This window comes from Tenacibaculum skagerrakense (assembly GCF_004345825.1).
Lineage (GTDB): Bacteria > Bacteroidota > Bacteroidia > Flavobacteriales > Flavobacteriaceae > Polaribacter > Polaribacter skagerrakensis.
The window spans coordinates 27,454-47,808 of sequence record NZ_SLXM01000006.1; the positions used below are offsets into that span (position 1 = coordinate 27,454).

Below are 20,355 nucleotides of genomic sequence, written 5' to 3' on the forward strand. Positions count from 1 at the left end.
TATTAAAATAATATTTGTCTAATTTTTCCTGTAAATACTTGAGCTTAGTCTTAAAATAATCAAAAAAAAACTATTAAAATTCAGTTTTAACTTGAAAAACTTGGCAAAAGGTCAGTTTTTTAAGATATTGCGCACCACTAATTCAAAAAAACTATTATTTACACTATTATGAATAAAAAACTATTAACGTTACTACTAACTATAGTACCGATGTTAACCTTTGCTCAAGAAAAAGGTTTGGATCAACAAATTGACGAAGCCTTTAAGCCAGTTTCAGACTTCTTTAGCAGTGTTATTTTCTTTCCTATTTTTGGAACTCCTTTCGTATTAATTTTGTTAGTAGCCAGTGCTGCTTTCTTTACAATTTACTTTGGGTTTCCTAATATCAGGTATTTCATGACGGCTATTAATGTTGTTAGAGGAAAGTATGAAGATATTGAAAAACATGGAGCTCAAATTTTATATGGTGAAGATGGTATTGCTCAAGGAGTTGATATGAACAATGTAGATAATATTGAAGAGCATATTGAAAATATTGAGAATTTACACAGCGATTTAGAGATTGATGGTGATATTAAAGATACCATTAGAGATGAGAGCGAACAAGGTGAGGTTTCGCATTTCCAAGCGTTAGCTACAGCTGTATCTGGTACTGTAGGAAATGGAAATATTGCCGGAGTAGCACTTGCAATTGCTTTAGGTGGTCCAGGAGCAACATTTTGGATGATTATCTGTGGATTATTAGGAATGTCTACAAAATTTGTTGAATGTACTTTAGGTGTTCAATATCGTGATGTTGGAGAAGATGGAACCGTATACGGAGGTCCAATGTATTATTTATCGAAAGGACTTAAAGAGAAAGGATTCCAAAAACTTGGTAAGATTACAGCAGTATTATTTGCTATTTTCTGTATTGGTGGATCTTTCGGTGGAGGTAACGCAGCTCAATCAAATCAGGCTACTATTGTTATCAAAGAATTATTAGGATTAGAGAGTACTGCTGCTGGAGCTATCATTGGTGTTGCCTTAGCTATTCTTGTAGGAATTATAATCATCGGAGGAATTAAAAGAATTGCTTCGGTTACTGAGAAAGTAGTGCCTTTTATGGCAATATTATATTTATTAGCTTGTTTGTATATTTTAGGAGCTAATTTTAGCTTAATTGATGATGCAATATCATTAATTTTAAGAGAAGCTTTTAACCCTACAGCAATAGGTGTAGGTGGTGTAATTGGGGTATTACTTGTTGGATTTAAAAGAGCGGCCTTTTCTAACGAAGCAGGAGCAGGATCAGCTTCAATTGCCCATTCAGCAGTAAAAACTAAGTATTCAGCTTCAGAAGGTTTAGTAGCATTATTAGAGCCTTTTATCGATACAGTTGTAATTTGTACAATGACAGCTTTAGTTATTATTATTTTCAACTTCGGAGGTGAGTTTGTGTATGGAGGAGATGGAACAGGAACCGTGTTTATCGACGGAGTAGCTTATGAAGGTGCAGGAATTACTTCTAAAGCATTTGCTAAATACATACCATATTCTAATCTATTTTTAACGGTAGCAGTAGTTTTATTTGCTGTTTCAACAATGATCTCTTGGTCTTACTATGGTTTACAATCATGGAAATTTTTATTCGGAAGAGGAAAGAAAGCAGATTTAACGTATAAACTTTTATTCTTAACTTTTGTTGTAATTGGTGCTGCTGCAAGTATGAAATCAATTTGGGATTTCTCTGATGCTATGATCTTTGCAATGGTTTTCCCTAACATGGTAGGTTTATACCTTTTAATGCCAGTTGTTAAAAAACAATTGAAAAGGTATTTAGGTGATATTCAACTGAAAAGAGACGCAGTAGAATAATAGTTGTTTTATATAAATATGAAAAAAAATAAACTCCATTTCTGGTACACAAAAAGCCAACGAAATGGAGTTTTGTTTTTAATTATACTTATTTTTTTAGCGCAATTAGTTTATGTTTTTGTAGATTTTTCTACTACAGATGAGGTAAATTTAAACACCTCCGAAATCATTGCTTTTGAAAAGGAAATTGATAGTTTAAGAAACGTTGAGATAGAAAAAAGAAAGCCAAAGTTATTTCCATTTAACCCTAATTTTATTACTGATTTTAAAGGTTATCAATTGGGAATGTCTACAGAGGAAATAGATAGGCTTCATCAGTTTAGGTTAACTGATAAATATGTAAACTCGGCTCAAGAGTTTCAAAAAGTTACAGGGGTGTCAGATTCATTACTTTTAATAATCTCACCTTATTTTAAATTTCCTGATTGGGTTACTAATAAAAAAGTAGTAGCATCTTCAAAACAAACCAGTTTTAATAAAGAAGTCAATATTTCTACTAATGATATTAATTTAGCCACTCAAGAAGATTTTAAAACAATTAATGGTGTAGGAGATAAGTTGTCAGAAAGAATTATTAAGTATCGTTCTAAATTACAAGGTTTTTCATTCGATGACCAGTTAAATGAAGTGTGGGGTTTAGAGGATGTAGTAGTTAAAAGAATCTTAAAAGTTTTCTCAATTCAATCAATACCTACTATTAAAAAATTGAATGTTAATACGGCTAAATTCAAGGAAGTATTGGCTATTCCTTACATAGACTACGATTTATGTAAGAAAATTTTCGAGTACCGAGATGAGGTAGCCGAACTACAAGACATTGCAGAATTAAGAAATATTAAAGATTTCCCACAAAAAAAATACGATAGAATAGTCTTATATTTGAACGCAGAATAAACAAACAACCAAATTAAAATTTATATACAGTATGTATTTTACTGAAGAGCATGATTTTTTTCGTAAAAGTTTTAGAGACTTTTTACAGAAGGAGGTAGTACCGCATATAGAGAAATGGGAGGAAACTGGAACTATAGACCGTTTTATCTGGGAGAAATTCGGAGAAATGGGCTATTTTGGTTTAAATCAACCCGAAGAGTATGGAGGACTAAACCTCGATTTATTTTACACTGTTATTTTTCTTGAGGAATTACAAAGAATTAATTCAGGAGGTTTTGCAGCTGCAATGTGGGCGCATGCTTATTTAGCAATGACACACTTGAATAAAGAAGGAGATGACAGAATCAAAAGAGAATATTTAACACCAAGTATTGAAGGAAAAATGATTGGTTGTCTTTGTATTACTGAACCTTTTGGAGGAAGTGATGTTGCAGGAATGAGAACTACTGCTATCAAAGATGGAGACAATTATGTAATTAATGGTTCAAAAACATTTATTACTAACGGTGTGTATTCAGATTACTTAATTGTAGCGGCTAAGACAAATCCAGATGATAAACACAAAGGAATGAGTATCTTTTTAATTGATAGAGATACGCCTGGTGTTTCTTCTACCAAATTAAATAAACTTGGATGGAGAGCTTCAGATACTGGTGAGATTGCTTTTGATAATGTTGTAATCCCTAAAGAAAACTTAATGGGAGAAGAAGGAAAGGGTTTTCCTTATATAATGCAACATTTTGCGTTAGAAAGATTGGTAATGGGAGTAAACGCTCATGCTAGAGCCGAATATGCTGTCGACTACGCTATTCAATATATGGATGAACGTGAGGCTTTTGGAAAAAAGATTAATAATTTCCAAGCATTGCGTCATAAAGTAGCTGAAATGGCTTCCAAAGTAGATATGTGTAAAGAATATAATTATTCAATCACAAAAAGATTAAATGACGGAATTTATGTAGTAAAGGAAGCAAGTATGAGTAAATTACTGTCTACAAAAATGGCTGATGAGGTAATTTACGATGCCTTACAGTTATTAGGAGGTTACGGTTATATGGAAGATTATCCGTTAGCGAGAATGTTTAGAGATAGCCGTTTAGGACCTATTGGAGGAGGAACTTCTGAAATTCTTAAAGAAATTATTGCGAAAATGGTTATTGATAAAAAAGAATATAAGCCAGCAACGTAATACTATATTGATACAACTATATTAAAAATGAGAATCTTTTTAGGTTCTCATTTTTGTTTTTATACTATTTCGGACTATTATTTTTATTAATTCATCAATTTATTAACACGAAATCGTTTTCGTTTCTACACCGATTTCGCAATTTGGTTTTCAATACATAACTTCACTAAAAACAAAAACTTACATAAAATGAAAACCTTTCAAAAACTATTGATTATCATTTTGTTTGTTCATTATTCATGTTCAGATGAAACAACTATTCAACAAGATAATCAACAATTAGAATCTAATTTAAAAGAGAACGTAAATGTATCATCAAGAGCTGGGCTTAAACAAATTGGTACTGGTGTAATGATGCAAGCATTTTATTGGGATGTTCCTGCCGGAGGAACTTGGTGGCAAGTTGTAGAAGGTAAAGTGCAGGATTGGAGTAATGCTGGTATTGATGCTATTTGGTTACCACCAGCTTCCAAAGCACAAAATGGAGCTTTTTCAATGGGGTATGATCCATTTGATTATTATGATTTTGGACAATATAACCAAATGGGAAGTACAGAAACCAGATTTGGTTCTAAAACAGAACTACAGAGTTTAATCAGTAATGCACACAATGTTGGACTAAATGTTATTGCTGATATAGTAATTAATCATAATAGTGGAGGAGATTTAGAACCTAATCCATATACTGGGACCCCATATTATACAGATTTTAATCCTTTATCTGGGAATTTTTACAGAAGTAATGCAGATTTTCACCCAAACAATGTTCATAGTAATGATTCAGGAGGTTTTGGTGGTTTCCCTGATTTATGTCATCATCAAGCATACGTGCAAGACTGGTTATGGAAACGTAGTAATAGTGTTGCTAAATATTATAAGAATGTAATCGGATTTGATGGATGGAGATTTGATTATGTGAAAGGGTTTGAGCCTTGGGTTGTAAGAGAATGGAAAAATGCGGTTGGAGGTTTTTCTGTTGGTGAATATTGGGATGGTAATGCTGGGACTTTAGATTGGTGGTCTGGAGAAGCTCAAGCATCTGCATTTGATTTTGCTTGTTATTACAGAATGAGAGATGCTTTTGAAGGTAATAATTTGAATAGATTAAATGATGATATGTTATGGAAGCGAAACTCTTCAAAGGCGGTAACGTTTGTAGCAAATCATGATACTGATGAGATTTATAATGGTAAACTATTGGCGTATGCTTACATATTAACTCATGAAGGATATCCGACTATATTTTACAGAGATTATGAAGAGTGGTTAAGCAAGTCGAAATTAAATAATCTTATTTGGATACATAATAATTTAGCAGGTGGAAGTACCTCTATTTTGTATACGGATAATGATGAATATGTTGCTAAGAGAAATGGATACAATAATGCAGGTCTTGTAGTGTATATAAATAATTCAAATTCTTGGCAAGAGCGTTGGGTAGAAACAAATTGGTCAAATACTAGAATTAAAGATTATACAGGACATTCAAGCTGGGAACCAGTTACTCAAGGAGGTAGATGGGTTAAGATTCAAGTTCCTCCAAAAAGTTATTCTGTTTGGGCGCCTAAATAAAATTAAAATAAATAGAAAAATAAAAATTAATATGTATATTTGCAGCCCAATAAAAATATAAAAACTATTATTTACAGCTATTTAAATAGTAAGTAGATAACAAAATATATAAGATACATATGGAAGGAGGTGCAAAAACATGTTAATTATTCCAGTAAAAGAAGGTGAGAATATCGATAGAGCTTTAAAACGTTACAAGCGTAAGTTTGACCGTACAAAGACAATGAGAACATTACGTGATCGTAAGCAGTTCACTAAACCATCTGTAGCAAAAAGAGCTCAGAAAATTAAAGCATCTTACATTCAAAGATTAAGAACACAAGAAGAGGTAGGATAGTATGCTACTCTGCTTTAAATTATTTAGACAACCTGTACAATTATGTGCAGGTTGTCTTTTTTAGTATATTTACTAATCATGTATATTAATTCTTTTTTAGACTATTTATTATTAGAGCGAAACTACTCTAGTCATACAGTAAAAGCATATCAAACCGATTTATTAGCTTTCAAGAATTTCTGTGTGGAGAGTTTTGATATTAGCTCTTTAGATGAAGTACATTATAATATGATTCGTAATTGGATTGTGAGTTTAGTAAACCAAGGAGTTTCTAATCGTACAGTTAATAGAAAAGTGAGTAGTTTAAAAACGTTTTATAAGTACCTTCAAGAAATAGAGGTTATTACTATTAATCCTCTAGCTAAACATAAATCATTAAAAATAAAAAAAGAACCCCAAATTCCTTTTAGTTTTCAAGAAGTAGAACAAGTACTTCGAAATTTAAATGAAGAAGATTTCGACTCTTTAAGAGATAAATTGTTAATAGATCTATTGTTTTCTACGGGTATGAGAAGGATCGAATTAATCAATCTTAAAGAAACAGATATAAAGTTACATTCAAGAACAGCAAAAGTTTTAGGAAAAAGAAATAAAGAAAGGTTGGTGCCTTTATTACCAGAGACTATTAAAGTCTTTAATAAGTATTTAGGAGAGAAGTCAAAATTAGGCTTTGATAAAGAATATTTATTTGTTACTTCAAAAGGTAATAAATTATATGAAACACTTGTTTATCGAATAATAAATTCTTACTTTAGTAAGGTATCAGTTAAGGTAAAATGTAGCCCACATATACTCAGACACACTTTCGCTACAGAATTACTCAAAAAAGGAGCTGATTTAAATTCGGTTAAAGAATTACTAGGACATTCAAGTTTAGCCTCAACCCAAGTTTATACTCACAATAACTTGGAACAATTAAAACAAGTGTTTAATAATGCTCATCCTAGGAGCCCAAAAAAAGGTTGAAAATTATGAAGGTATTCACACAATCTGTAAATTTCAAAGCGGACATTGATTTAGTTAAATTTATTGAAAAAAAAGTCGGGAGCTTAGATAAGTTTCACGATAAAATTGTAGATGCTGAAGTTTTTATGAAAGTTCAAAAAACGAGTGATAAGGAAAATAAAATAACTGAAATAAAAATCAATATACCCGGTAATGAACTTATTGTCAAGAAAACGACAAAAACCTTTGAAGAAGGAGTGAGTTTAGGTGTGGAATCACTAAAAAGGCAGTTAAGAAAGTCTAAAGAAAAGCAAAGAGATGCTTTAGTATCATAAAATCGAAAAAAAAACTTTAAAAAGTTTTACAAATTCGAAATTACTTTTTACATTTGCAGTCCGTTAGAAATAACGGATTGTTTTTTTATGGCAAAAGCCGATATAGCTCAGCTGGCTAGAGCAGCTGATTTGTAATCAGCAGGTCGTGGGTTCGAGTCCCTCTATCGGCTCAAAATAGAAAAAAATAAGTTCATTAAAATAGTAAAAATTTGTAGGGGAGATTCCAGAGCGGCCAAATGGGACGGACTGTAACTCCGTTGTCTTACGACTTCGCAGGTTCGAATCCTGCTCTCCCCACAATTTTTTAAAAGTTTAATTATTGCGGGAGTAGCTCAGTTGGTAGAGCGTCAGCCTTCCAAGCTGAATGTCGCCGGTTCGAACCCGGTCTCCCGCTCTAAATTATCCAGGCCGGTGTAGCTCAGTTGGTAGAGCGCATCCTTGGTAGGGATGAGGTCACGGGTTCAAATCCCGTCATTGGCTCTATTAAAGTAGAGTTTATAAATAACACTAAATATATTTAACTAAGAATTAAAATTAATAATCATGGCAAAAGCAACTTACGATCGTTCGAAACCGCACTTAAACGTGGGTACTATCGGTCACGTAGATCACGGTAAAACTACATTAACTGCTGCTATCACTAAAGTTTTAGCTGACGCAGGTTATTCTGAGGCTAGAGATTTCGATCAAATCGATAACGCTCCGGAAGAAAAAGAGAGAGGTATTACAATTAACTCTTCTCACGTAGAGTATGCAACTGCTAACCGTCACTACGCGCACGTTGACTGTCCAGGTCACGCCGATTATGTAAAGAACATGGTAACTGGTGCTGCTCAAATGGATGGAGCTATCTTAGTAGTAGCTGCTACTGATGGACCAATGCCACAAACTCGTGAGCACATCTTATTAGGGCGTCAGGTAGGTATTCCAAGAATCGTTGTATTCATGAACAAAGTGGATATGGTTGATGATGAGGAGTTATTAGAGTTAGTAGAAATGGAAGTAAGAGATTTATTATCTTTCTATGAGTATGATGGAGATAATGGTCCTGTAGTAATGGGTTCTGCTTTAGGTGCTTTAAATGGAGAGCAAAAATGGGTAGATACAGTTTTAGAATTAATGGAAGCTGTAGATACTTGGATTGAGGAGCCACCAAGAGATACTGATAAGCCATTCTTAATGCCAATCGAAGATGTATTCTCAATTACTGGTCGTGGTACTGTTGCTACTGGTCGTATTGAAACTGGTATCATCAACTCTGGAGATCCTGTTGAGATCATCGGTATGGGTGCTGAGAAATTAACTTCTACAGTTACTGGTATTGAAATGTTCCGTCAAATCTTAGATAGAGGAGAAGCTGGAGATAACGCTGGTATCTTATTAAGAGGTATTGCTAAAGAAGATATCAAGAGAGGTATGGTAATCGTTAAGCCAGGTTCTGTAACTCCACACGCTAAGTTCAAAGCTGAGGTATATATCTTAAAGAAAGAAGAAGGTGGTCGTCACACTCCTTTCCACAATAACTACCGTCCACAATTCTACGTACGTACAACTGACGTAACTGGTAACATTAACTTACCTGATGGAGTAGAAATGGTAATGCCAGGGGATAACTTAACTATTACAGTTGATTTAATCCAACCAATCGCATTAAACATCGGTTTACAGTTCGCTATCCGTGAAGGAGGTAGAACAGTTGGAGCTGGTCAGGTAACTGAAATCTTAGACTAATTATAGTTTATAAATAAGTTAAAGGTATCCCTTTAAGGGATGCCTTTCTAATACGGGTTTAGCTCAGTTGGTAGAGCACTGGTCTCCAAAACCAGGTGTCGGGAGTTCGAGCCTCTCAACCCGTGCAAATTTTCTAGAAGCAATGAATAACTTTATACAATACATAAAAGACTCTTTTGAGGAGTTAAATACTAACATGACTTGGATTTCTCGTGAAGAGGCTCAAAAGTCTACAGTAGTTGTAGCAGTTTTTACTATTATTTTTGCATTAGCTGTTGCAGTAATAGATAAGGTTTTTCAAACAGGTTTAGATAACTTCTTTAAAATATTCTAAGAAATGGCTGATTCGGTGATGAAATGGTATGTGGTGAGAGCTATCGGTGGTCAAGAGAATAAAGTGAAGACTTACATAGAGACTGAAATAGCTAGACATGGGCTTTCAGATTATGTTAGTCAGGTTATTGTTCCTACTGAAAAAGTTGTTCAAATTAGAAATGGAAAAAAAATAAACAGAGAAAGAGTTTACTTTCCTGGTTATATTATGGTTGAGGCTAACCTTGCAGGTGAAGTTCCTCACGTAATTAAATCTGTTACTGGTGTAATAGGTTTTTTAGGGGAAACAAAAGGAGGAGATCCTGTACCTATGCGTAAATCTGAAGTTAATAGAATGCTAGGTAAAGTTGATGAGTTATCTGTTAATGAAGAAGCTGCAGCTATACCATTTTCTGTTGGAGAAACTGTAAAGGTAGTGGATGGACCATTTAATGGTTTCGACGGTATTGTCGAAAAAGTTAATGAGGAAAAACGTAAGCTTGAAGTAATGGTTAAGATTTTCGGAAGAAAAACACCATTAGAGTTAAGTTACATGCAAGTAGAGAAAATATAACTGTTACATATATATTTTAAGTGTGTTTGAAGCTTCCACGACAAACGCACAATTAAATCTTAAACAATGGCAAAAGAAGTAAGTAAATTAGTAAAACTACAAGTTAGGGGAGGTGCTGCGAATCCGTCGCCACCAGTTGGACCCGCTTTAGGTGCTGCCGGTGTTAATATCATGGAGTTCTGTAAGCAGTTTAATGCACGTACACAGGACAAACAAGGTAAAGTTTTACCTGTTGTTATTACAGTTTATAAGGACAAATCTTTCGAGTTTGTTGTTAAAACACCACCAGCTGCAGTACAATTATTAGAAGCGGCCAAAATTAAGAAAGGTTCAGGAGAACCAAATAGAAAGAAAGTAGCAAACGTTACTTGGGATCAAATTAGAACTATTGCAGAAGAAAAAATGGTAGATTTAAATGCCTTTGAAGTAGAATCTGCAATGAGAATGATCGCTGGTACTGCTCGTTCTATGGGATTAACAGTAACAGGTGATGCACCTGCTTAAACTTAAAAGAGATTTAAAATGGCAAGATTGACAAGAAAGCAAAAAGAAGCTCGTGCAAAGATTGACAACTCTAGAGTTTATGACTTAAAGGAGGCATCTGCATTAATCAAAGATATTACAAAAGTAAAATTTGATGCATCTGTTGATATAGCAGTACGTTTAGGAGTAGATCCTCGTAAAGCTAATCAAATGGTACGTGGAGTTGTAACATTACCTCACGGAACTGGTAAAGATGTAAAAGTTTTAGCATTAGTTACACCAGATAAGGAAGCAGAAGCTCAAGCAGCTGGAGCTGATTATGTTGGTTTAGATGAATACCTACAAAAAATCAAAGGAGGGTGGACTGATGTTGATGTTATTATAACAATGCCTAGTGTTATGGGTAAATTAGGTCCTTTAGGTCGTGTTTTAGGACCAAGAGGTTTAATGCCAAACCCAAAGACAGGTACAGTTACTATGGATGTTGCAAAAGCAGTACAAGAAGTAAAAGCAGGTAAAATTGACTTTAAAGTTGATAAAACAGGAATCGTACATGCTGCTATCGGAAAAGCATCTTTTGATGCTCAAAAGTTAGCTGAAAACGCAAATGAATTAGTTCAAACACTTATTAAATTAAAGCCAACAGCGGCAAAAGGAACATATATTAAGAGTATTTTTATGTCTTCAACTATGAGTCCTAGTGTTCCTGTAGATGTGAAATCTGTTTCATAAGGCAGTTAAAATGTATCAATCATGACTAGAGAAGAAAAATCACAAGTAATACAAGATTTAACAGCACAATTAGCAGATACAAGTACAATCTATTTAGCAGATATTTCTGGTTTAGATGCTTTAACTACATCAAATTTACGTAGAGCTTGTTTTAAGGCTAACGTTAAATTGGCTGTTGTGAAGAATACATTGTTAGAGAAAGCAATGGAAGCTTCAGATAAAGACTTTGGTGATTTACCAAATGTTTTAAAAGGTAATACGTCTTTAATGATTGCAGAGGCAGCTAATGCACCAGCAAAATTAATTAAAGAATTTAGAAAAAAGTCTAAAGATAGACCTTTATTAAAAGGTGCTTTTGTTGAGGAAGCTGTTTATATTGGAGATGATCAATTAGATGCTCTTGTAAACATCAAATCACGTGAAGAACTTATCGGAGACGTTATTACATTGTTACAATCTCCTGCTAAGAACGTTGTTTCAGCGTTACAATCTGGAGGTGGTAAGTTAGCTGGTATCTTAAAAACGTTATCAGAAAAATAATTAAGCGCACTAATAAACTAATAATAAAAAATTAAAAACAATTTAAAATGGCAGATTTAAAAGAATTCGCAGAACAATTAGTTAACTTAACAGTAAAAGAAGTTAATGAATTAGCTGATATTTTAAAAGAAGAGTACGGTATTGAGCCTGCAGCAGCAGCTGTAGCAGTAGCAGGTCCAGCTGGTGGAGCTGGAGGAGATGAAGCTGAGGAGAAGTCAGAATTTGACGTAATCTTAAAAGCAGCAGGAGCTTCTAAATTAGCAGTTGTTAAATTAGTTAAAGAATTAACTGGTTTAGGATTAAAAGAAGCTAAAGGTATCGTAGATAGTGCTCCAGCACCTATTAAAGAAGGAGTATCTAAAGATGAGGCTGAAGGTCTTAAGAAGTCTTTAGAAGAAGCAGGAGCTGAAGTAGAGTTAAAGTAATATAACTCCCCACAAAAAAGTGGGATAACAAAATACAGGTTTAGGTGCTAGAGCTTTAGCTTTAGCCCTAAACCATTTTGTGTATATATTTGTTCTTATAAAATCACAATATTAATTTGTGTTTTTTTAAACTTCTTTAAAGTTGATTATTAAATTGTTAATTATCAATTTTAAGTAGTAAAAATTGCAAGAAAAACTGTAAAAGTTTTTTAATAAAATATTTTTAATTAAAAATAGATACTCTTTTGGCAACGATAAACACTACTGAAAGAATCAATTTCGCATCTTCTAGAATTGGATATGATTATCCAGATTTTTTGGATATACAAATTAAATCTTTCCAAGATTTTTTCCAATTACAAACAAAAGCAGAGGAGCGAGGTGAAGAAGGTTTATACAAAACCTTCATGGATAATTTCCCAATTACCGATACTAGAAATCAATTCGTATTAGAATTTTTAGATTACTTTGTTGATCCACCAAGATATAGCATTCAAGAATGTATTGAAAGAGGATTAACGTATAGTGTTCCATTAAAAGCAAGACTTAAGCTTTACTGTACAGATCCTGAACATGAAGATTTTGAAACCATTGTTCAAGATGTGTATTTAGGTACAATACCTTATATGTCTGGTTCTGGAACATTTATTATTAACGGAGCTGAGCGAGTTGTAGTTTCTCAGTTACACCGTTCTCCAGGGGTGTTCTTTGGACAATCTTTCCATGCAAATGGTACTAAGTTATATTCAGCAAGAGTTATTCCTTTCAAAGGATCTTGGATTGAATTCGCAACAGATATCAACCAGGTAATGTATGCCTACATTGATAGAAAAAAGAAGTTGCCTGTAACTACATTATTCCGTGCAATTGGATTTGAAAGGGATAAAGATATCTTAGAGATTTTTGATTTAGCAGAGGAGGTTAAAGTTTCTAAAGCTGGATTGAAAAAAGTATTAGGTAGAAAATTAGCTGCGAGAGTATTAAAAACATGGCACGAAGATTTCGTTGATGAAGATACAGGAGAAGTAGTATCGATTGAGCGTAACGAAATTATATTCGATCGTGACACATATTTAGAGAAAGAACATGTAGATGAAATTATCGAATCAGGCGCAAAGACTATCTTACTTCATAAGGAAGATAATCACATGGCTGATTATGCAATAATTCATAATACATTACAAAAAGATCCAACAAACTCTGAGAAAGAAGCTGTTGAGCATATTTATCGTCAATTACGTAACGCTGAACCACCAGATGAGGAAACAGCAAGAGGTATTATCGATAAATTATTTTTCTCAGAACAGAGATATAATTTAGGAGAAGTTGGTCGTTTTAGAATGAATACTAAGTTAGGTCTTGATGAAGAATTAGACCAAAAAGTATTAACTAAGAATGATATCATTACAATTGTTAAATATTTAATTGAGCTTATCAATTCAAAAGCAGAAGTAGATGATATTGACCACTTATCTAACCGTCGTGTACGTACTGTAGGTGAACAATTAGCAGGACAATTCGGTGTTGGTTTAGCACGTATGGCTCGTACAATTCGTGAACGTATGAACGTTCGTGATAACGAGGTGTTTACTCCAATTGATTTAATTAATGCAAAGACATTATCGTCTGTTATTAATTCTTTCTTTGGTACAAACCAGTTATCTCAGTTCATGGACCAAACAAACCCATTAGCAGAGATTACTCACAAACGTCGTTTATCAGCTTTAGGACCTGGAGGTTTATCTAGAGAAAGAGCTGGATTCGAGGTTCGTGACGTTCACTATACACACTATGGTCGTTTATGTCCTATTGAAACACCTGAAGGACCAAACATTGGTCTTATATCATCTTTAGCAGTGTATGCTAAGGTGAATAACATGGGATTCATTGAAACACCATATAAGAAAGTAGCAGATGGACAAGTATCATCAGATGAACCAATTTACTTAAGTGCTGAAGAAGAGGAAGGAATGAAGTTCGCACAATCTAACATTGAAGTAAAAGAAGATGGTACTATTGACAGAGATAAAGTAATTGCAAGAGAAGAAGGTGATTTCCCTGTAGTAACGCCAGATGTAGTAAACTACATGGACGTTGCTCCAAACCAAATCGCTTCTATTTCTGCGTCTTTAATTCCATTCTTGGAGCATGATGATGCAAACCGTGCCTTAATGGGATCTAACATGATGCGTCAGGCAGTACCATTATTAAGACCTGAATCACCAATCGTAGGTACTGGATTAGAGCGTAGAGTTGCTAAAGATTCTCGTATTTTAATCAATGCTGAAGGAAATGGAGTTGTAGAATATGTTGATGCAAATACAATTACGATTAAATATGACAGAACTGAGGAAGAACGTTTAGTAAGTTTTGATCCGGATGAAAAGTCATATAACTTAATTAAGTTTAGAAAAACGAACCAAGGTACTAACATTAACTTAAAACCAATTGTTAAGAAAGGTGATAGAGTTGAGGAAGGACAAGTACTTTGTGAAGGATATGCAACTCAACAAGGTGAATTAGCCTTAGGAAGAAATATGAAAGTTGCCTTCATGCCTTGGAAAGGATATAACTTCGAGGATGCGATTGTAATTTCTGAGAAAGTTGTTCGTGAAGATATCTTTACATCTATCCATATTGATGAGTATTCTTTAGATGTTCGTGATACTAAATTAGGTGCTGAAGAATTAACTAACGATATTCCAAATGTTTCTGAAGAAGCTACTAAAGATTTAGATGAAAATGGAATGATTCGTATTGGAGCTGAAGTAAAGCCAGGGGATATCTTAATTGGTAAGATTACACCTAAAGGAGAATCAGATCCAACACCAGAAGAAAAATTATTAAGAGCAATTTTTGGAGATAAAGCAGGTGATGTAAAAGATGCATCATTAAAAGCTTCACCTTCATTAAAAGGAGTTGTAATTGATAAGAAATTATTCAGGAGAGCAGTTAAAGATAAAAACAAAAGAGCAAGAGATAAAGAAGCAGTTGCTACTTTAGAAGCTTCATTTGTTTCTAAGTTCGAAGAATTAAAAGATCATTTAATCGAAAAGTTATTCGGATTAATTAATGGAAAAACTTCTCAAGGAATTCACAACGATTTAGGAGAAGAAGTTTTACCAAAAGGTAAAAAGTTCACACAAAAAATGTTAAACTCAGTTGATGATTTTACGCATTTAAGTGGAGTTTGGACTACCGATAAAGATCTTAATAGATTAGTTGGTGAATTAATTCATAACTATAAAATTAAAGTTAACGATTTACAAGGGGTTTTACGTCGTGAGAAGTTTACAATCTCAGTAGGAGACGAATTACCAGCAGGTATTTTAAAGTTAGCTAAAATTTACATTGCTAAAAAGCGTAAGTTAAAAGTAGGAGATAAGATGGCAGGACGTCACGGTAACAAAGGTATTGTTGCAAGAATCGTTCGTCAAGAAGACATGCCATTCTTAGAAGACGGAACTCCAGTTGACATCGTATTAAATCCATTAGGGGTACCATCTCGTATGAATATTGGTCAGATTTATGAAACTGTTCTTGGATGGGCAGGTCAAAAGTTAAACCAAAAATATGCGACACCTATTTTCGATGGAGCTTCATTAGATGAAATCAATGAATTAACAGATGAAGCAGGTATTCCAAGATTTGGACATACTTACTTATACGATGGAGGTACAGGAGAGCGTTTTGACCAGCCTGCTACAGTTGGGGTAATTTATATGATTAAGTTAGGACACATGATTGAAGATAAGATGCATGCTCGTTCTATTGGACCTTACTCATTAATTACGCAACAACCATTAGGAGGTAAAGCACAATTTGGAGGTCAACGTTTTGGAGAAATGGAGGTATGGGCACTTGAAGCTTATGGTGCGTCTAGTATTTTACGTGAAATCTTAACGATAAAATCGGATGATGTATTAGGTAGAGCTAAAGCTTACGAAAGCATAGTAAAAGGAGAGCAAATGCCAGAACCTGGATTACCAGAATCATTTAACGTATTAATGCACGAACTTAAAGGTTTAGGTTTAGACGTTAAATTAGAAGAGTAAAAAGATAATCAAGGTTGAATTAGATTTCAGCCTTGATTTCAGTGTTTATATAATTTATAAGTTTAAGCAACATTGCTTAAAACATTTTGCAAAACATTATGGCAAGAAAAAACGAAAAATACACTGTTAAGAAGTTTAACAAAATTTCAATTGGTTTAGCTTCTCCGGAGTCTATTTTAGAAGCATCTAAAGGAGAGGTTTTAAAACCAGAAACAATTAACTACCGTACGCACAAGCCAGAAAGAGATGGATTATTCTGTGAAAGAATTTTTGGTCCTGTAAAAGATTATGAGTGTGCATGTGGTAAATATAAAAGAATTCGATATAAAGGTATCGTTTGTGATCGATGTGGAGTTGAAGTAACTGAGAAAAAAGTTCGTAGAGATAGAGTAGGTCACATTAACCTTGTTGTACCAGTAGCTCACATTTGGTATTTCAGATCATTACCTAACAAGATGGGATATTTATTAGGATTACCATCTAAGAAGTTAGATATGATTATCTATTACGAGCGTTATGTAGTAATCCAACCAGGTATTGCTAAAAGTGCTGAAGGTGAGCCATTACAAAAACTTGATTTCTTAACGGAAGAAGAGTATTTAGACATTGTTGATACTTTACCACAAGATAATCAGTACTTAGAAGACACAGATCCAAATAAGTTTATCGCTAAAATGGGAGCTGAGTGTCTAATTGATTTATTAGCTCGTATCGATTTAGATGATTTATCATATAAATTAAGACATAAAGCTAATACTGAGACTTCTAAGCAACGTAAGAATGAAGCATTAAAGAGATTAAACGTTGTAGAATCATTTAGAGAGTCTCAAAATAATAGAGAAAATAAGCCAGAGTGGATGATCATGAAAGTGATTCCTGTAATTCCACCAGAATTACGTCCATTAGTACCATTAGATGGTGGACGTTTTGCTACTTCTGATTTAAATGATTTATACCGTCGTGTAATTATCCGTAACAACCGTTTAAAGAGATTAATGGAGATTAAAGCTCCTGAAGTAATCTTACGTAACGAGAAACGTATGTTACAAGAATCAGTAGATTCTTTATTTGATAATACACGTAAATCTTCAGCAGTAAAAACAGAATCAAACAGACCATTAAAGTCGTTATCTGATAGTTTAAAAGGTAAACAAGGACGTTTCCGTCAAAACTTATTAGGTAAACGTGTTGACTATTCTGCTCGTTCTGTAATTGTTGTTGGTCCTGAATTAAAATTATACGAGTGTGGATTGCCTAAAGATATGGCAGCTGAACTTTACAAGCCTTTCGTAATTCGTAAGTTAATCGAAAGAGGAATTGTAAAAACAGTAAAATCTGCAAAGAAAATTATTGATAGAAAAGAGCCTGTTGTTTGGGATATTCTTGAAAACGTAATTAAAGGACACCCAGTGTTATTAAACCGTGCTCCTACGTTACACCGTTTAGGTATTCAAGCTTTCCAACCTAAATTAATTGAAGGTAAAGCTATTCGTCTTCACCCATTAGTATGTACGGCCTTCAACGCCGATTTCGATGGGGATCAAATGGCGGTTCACTTACCATTAGGTCCAGAGGCTATTTTAGAAGCGCAGTTATTAATGTTAGCTTCTCACAATATCTTAAACCCAGCAAACGGTGCTCCTATTACTGTACCTTCACAGGATATGGTATTAGGTCTTTATTACATGACTAAAGAGCGTAAATCTACTCCAGAATTAATAGTTAAAGGAGAAGGTTTAACATTCTATTCTCCAGAAGAAGTTACTATTGCTTTCAATGAAGGTAAAGTTGATTTAAATGCTGGTATTAAAGTTCGTACCAAGGATGTAGAAAACGGAGAAGTTGTAACAAAAATTATACAGACTACTGTAGGTAGAGTTTTATTCAACGAGGTAGTTCCTGAGGCGGCTGGTTATATCAATGAGGTATTAACTAAAAAGTCTTTAAGAGGAATTATTGGTGGAATCTTAAAAGTAACTGATATACCTTCAGTTGGAGAGTTTTTAGACCAAATTAAAAATATGGGATATAAATTCGCTTTCCAAGGTGGTTTATCATTCTCATTAGGAGATATTATTATCCCAGAAGAAAAGCATGCCATGATTGCTGAAGCTAACGAAGAAGTGGATGGAATCGTTATGAACTATAACATGGGTATGTTAACTCAAAAGGAACGTTATAATCAGGTAATTGATGTTTGGGGTTCTACGAATAACAGATTAACAGAATTATCGATGAAGCGTTTACGTGAGGATCAACAAGGATTTAACTCTGTATTTATGATGTTAGATTCTGGAGCCCGTGGTTCTAAAGAGCAGATTCGTCAGTTAACAGGTATGCGTGGATTAATGGCAAAGCCTAAAAAATCTACAGCTGGTGGTGGAGAGATTATTGAAAACCCAATTCTTTCTAACTTTAAAGAAGGTCTTTCAATTTTAGAATACTTTATCTCTACGCACGGTGCTCGTAAAGGATTAGCGGATACGGCATTAAAAACGGCAGATGCTGGATACTTAACTCGTCGTTTAGTTGATGTATCTCAAGATGTAATTGTAAATGAAGTAGATTGTGGTACATTACGTGGTTTAGAAGTAATGCCATTAAAGAAGAATGATGAAATCGTAGAATCTTTAGCTGATAGAATTGAAGGTAGAGTTTCTTTACACGATGTTTATCATCCAATTTCAGACGAAGTAATCGTTAAAGCTGGTGAATTAATTACATTCAAATTAGCTGATAAAATAGAAGAATCAGGAATTGATAGAGTAGAAGTAAGATCTCCATTAACATGTGAATCTAAGCAAGGAATTTGTTCTAAATGTTATGGTAAGAGTTTATCTACTGCTAAGAATGTTCAAAGAGGTGAAGCAGTTGGTGTAATTGCAGCTCAGTCTATTGGAGAGCCTGGTACACAGTTAACATTACGTACATTCCACGTTGGAGGGGTTGCAGGAAATATTTCAGAGGATAATACATTAATAGCTAAATTCGAAGGAGATGTTAAGATTGAAGATTTACGTACTGTAAAAGGTAAAAATTCTTCTGGTGATGTAGTTGATATCGTTATTTCTCGTACTGCTGAAATTAAAATCATAGATAAGAAAACAGGTATCACGTTAAGTACTAATAACATTCCTTATGGTTCTATTATTTTTGATAAAGATAGAAACACAATCAAAAAAGGAGATGCTATTTGTCAGTGGGATCCATTTAACGGAGTTATTGTATCTGAATTTGGAGGAAAAGTTAAGTTTGATAACTTAGAGCAGGGTATTAACTATTCTGTTGAAGTTGATGAACAAACTGGATTCCAAGAAAAAGTAATTACAGATTCTAAGAATAAAAAGATTATTCCATCTTTAATTATTGAAGATGCAGACGGTAATGCTTTACGTTCGTACAGTTTACCGGTAGGAGCTCATTTAATGGTGGATAATGGAGATAAAGTTGATGAAGGTCAAACATTAGTTAAGATTCCTCGTAAGTCAGGTAAGGCTGGTGATATTACTGGAGGTTTACCTCGTGTAACTGAATTATTCGAAGCGCGTAACCCATCTAACCCTGCAGTTGTAGCGGAGATTGACGGTGTTGTTTCTTTCGGTAAGATTAAGCGTGGTAACCGTGAAATCATCGTTGAGTCTAAAACTGGAGATGTTAAGAAATACTTAGTTAAGTTATCGAACCAAATTTTAGTTCAAGAAAATGACTTTATTAAAGCAGGTATGCCTTTATCAGACGGAGCTATTACTCCATCAGATATCTTAAGAATCAAAGGACCTTCTGCTGTTCAAGAATACTTAGTAAACGAAATTCAAGAAGTATATCGTTTACAAGGGGTGAAGATTAACGATAAGCACTTCGAGGTTGTTGTACGTCAGATGATGCGTAAAGTTAGAATTATTGACTCAGGAGATACATTGTTCTTAGAGAATCAGTTAGCTCATAAAAACGACTTCATCGAAGAGAATGATAAAATCTACGGAATGAAAGTTGTTGAAGATGCTGGAGATTCTGATAGCTTAAAAGCAGGTCAATTAGTTACATCTCGTCAATTAAGAGATGAAAACTCAATATTACGTAGACAAGATAAAAATTTAGTAGTAGCAAGAGATGCTCAACCTGCAACAGCAGAGCAAGTATTACAAGGTATTACTAGAGCTTCATTACAAACGAAGTCATTTATCTCTGCAGCTTCATTCCAAGAAACTACAAAAGTATTAAACGAAGCAGCTGTAAACGGTAAGATTGATAATCTTGAAGGATTAAAAGAAAATGTTATTGTAGGTAAGCGTATTCCAGCTGGTACTGGTATCAGATCTTACGAAAACATCATCGTTGGTCCTAAAGATGAAATAGAAAGAAGTTTATAATAAT

The 20,355-nt window shown here is 34.0% G+C and carries 16 protein-coding genes and 5 tRNA genes; all 21 read left to right on the forward strand.

What is annotated here, in order from left to right; genetic code table 11:
- Positions 1-168: 168 nt before the first annotated feature.
- The 21 genes from EV195_RS10430 to rpoC all read left to right on the forward strand — a co-directional run bounded on the left by EV195_RS10430 (position 169) and on the right by rpoC (position 20,351).
- Positions 169-1,857, forward strand: a complete 1,689-nt coding sequence (locus EV195_RS10430) for an alanine/glycine:cation symporter family protein (protein ID WP_132794903.1) — start codon at positions 169-171, stop codon at positions 1,855-1,857.
- An 18-nt stretch (positions 1,858-1,875) separates the two neighbouring features.
- Positions 1,876-2,751, forward strand: coding sequence for a ComEA family DNA-binding protein (locus EV195_RS10435; RefSeq protein ID WP_132794904.1), 876 nt, complete (start codon positions 1,876-1,878; stop codon positions 2,749-2,751).
- A 22-nt stretch (positions 2,752-2,773) separates the two neighbouring features.
- A complete protein-coding gene (locus EV195_RS10440; RefSeq protein ID WP_132794905.1) occupies positions 2,774-3,940 on the forward strand; it encodes an acyl-CoA dehydrogenase family protein in 1,167 nt (388 codons plus the stop codon).
- Positions 3,941-4,129: 189 nt separating this feature from the next.
- Complete coding sequence (locus EV195_RS10445; protein ID WP_132794906.1) at positions 4,130-5,512, forward strand: alpha-amylase; 1,383 nt, start codon at positions 4,130-4,132, stop codon at positions 5,510-5,512.
- Positions 5,513-5,651: 139 nt separating this feature from the next.
- Complete coding sequence (gene rpsU / locus EV195_RS10450; RefSeq protein ID WP_132794907.1) at positions 5,652-5,849, forward strand: 30S ribosomal protein S21; 198 nt, start codon at positions 5,652-5,654, stop codon at positions 5,847-5,849.
- 78 nt (positions 5,850-5,927) lie between these two features.
- Positions 5,928-6,815, forward strand: a complete 888-nt coding sequence (locus EV195_RS10455) for a tyrosine-type recombinase/integrase (protein ID WP_132794908.1) — start codon at positions 5,928-5,930, stop codon at positions 6,813-6,815.
- A 5-nt stretch (positions 6,816-6,820) separates the two neighbouring features.
- Entirely contained in the window at positions 6,821-7,129 is a 309-nt protein-coding gene (locus EV195_RS10460) for an HPF/RaiA family ribosome-associated protein (protein ID WP_132794909.1), read from the forward strand.
- A gap of 96 nt (positions 7,130-7,225) precedes the next feature.
- A tRNA-Thr gene (locus EV195_RS10465) sits at positions 7,226-7,299 on the forward strand.
- A 44-nt stretch (positions 7,300-7,343) separates the two neighbouring features.
- Positions 7,344-7,426 (forward strand) — tRNA-Tyr (locus EV195_RS10470).
- A 24-nt stretch (positions 7,427-7,450) separates the two neighbouring features.
- Positions 7,451-7,523 (forward strand) — tRNA-Gly (locus EV195_RS10475).
- A 13-nt stretch (positions 7,524-7,536) separates the two neighbouring features.
- Positions 7,537-7,609: transfer RNA gene (locus EV195_RS10480), tRNA-Thr, on the forward strand.
- A 63-nt stretch (positions 7,610-7,672) separates the two neighbouring features.
- Positions 7,673-8,860, forward strand: coding sequence for an elongation factor Tu (tuf, locus tag EV195_RS10485; protein ID WP_132794910.1), 1,188 nt, complete (start codon positions 7,673-7,675; stop codon positions 8,858-8,860).
- A gap of 52 nt (positions 8,861-8,912) precedes the next feature.
- Positions 8,913-8,985, forward strand: a tRNA-Trp gene (locus EV195_RS10490).
- A gap of 17 nt (positions 8,986-9,002) precedes the next feature.
- The gene (secE, locus tag EV195_RS10495) at positions 9,003-9,194 is read left to right on the forward strand and encodes a preprotein translocase subunit SecE (protein ID WP_132794911.1); all 192 of its coding nucleotides are present in this window, start codon (positions 9,003-9,005) and stop codon (positions 9,192-9,194) included.
- A 3-nt stretch (positions 9,195-9,197) separates the two neighbouring features.
- Positions 9,198-9,746, forward strand: coding sequence for a transcription termination/antitermination protein NusG (gene nusG / locus EV195_RS10500; protein WP_132794912.1), 549 nt, complete (start codon positions 9,198-9,200; stop codon positions 9,744-9,746).
- Between the two features lie 66 nt (positions 9,747-9,812).
- Entirely contained in the window at positions 9,813-10,250 is a 438-nt protein-coding gene (gene rplK, locus EV195_RS10505; RefSeq protein WP_132794913.1) for a 50S ribosomal protein L11, read from the forward strand.
- Positions 10,251-10,268: 18 nt separating this feature from the next.
- On the forward strand, positions 10,269-10,961 hold the full coding sequence (gene rplA, locus EV195_RS10510) for a 50S ribosomal protein L1 (RefSeq protein WP_132794914.1): 693 nt from the start codon (positions 10,269-10,271) through the stop codon (positions 10,959-10,961).
- Between the two features lie 21 nt (positions 10,962-10,982).
- Positions 10,983-11,501, forward strand: a complete 519-nt coding sequence (gene rplJ / locus EV195_RS10515) for a 50S ribosomal protein L10 (RefSeq protein ID WP_132794915.1) — start codon at positions 10,983-10,985, stop codon at positions 11,499-11,501.
- Positions 11,502-11,548: 47 nt separating this feature from the next.
- Entirely contained in the window at positions 11,549-11,926 is a 378-nt protein-coding gene (gene rplL / locus EV195_RS10520) for a 50S ribosomal protein L7/L12 (protein WP_132794916.1), read from the forward strand.
- 245 nt (positions 11,927-12,171) lie between these two features.
- On the forward strand, positions 12,172-15,981 hold the full coding sequence (rpoB, locus tag EV195_RS10525) for a DNA-directed RNA polymerase subunit beta (RefSeq protein WP_132794917.1): 3,810 nt from the start codon (positions 12,172-12,174) through the stop codon (positions 15,979-15,981).
- 98 nt (positions 15,982-16,079) lie between these two features.
- Positions 16,080-20,351, forward strand: coding sequence for a DNA-directed RNA polymerase subunit beta' (rpoC, locus tag EV195_RS10530; RefSeq protein ID WP_132794918.1), 4,272 nt, complete (start codon positions 16,080-16,082; stop codon positions 20,349-20,351).
- Positions 20,352-20,355 lie beyond the last annotated feature (4 nt).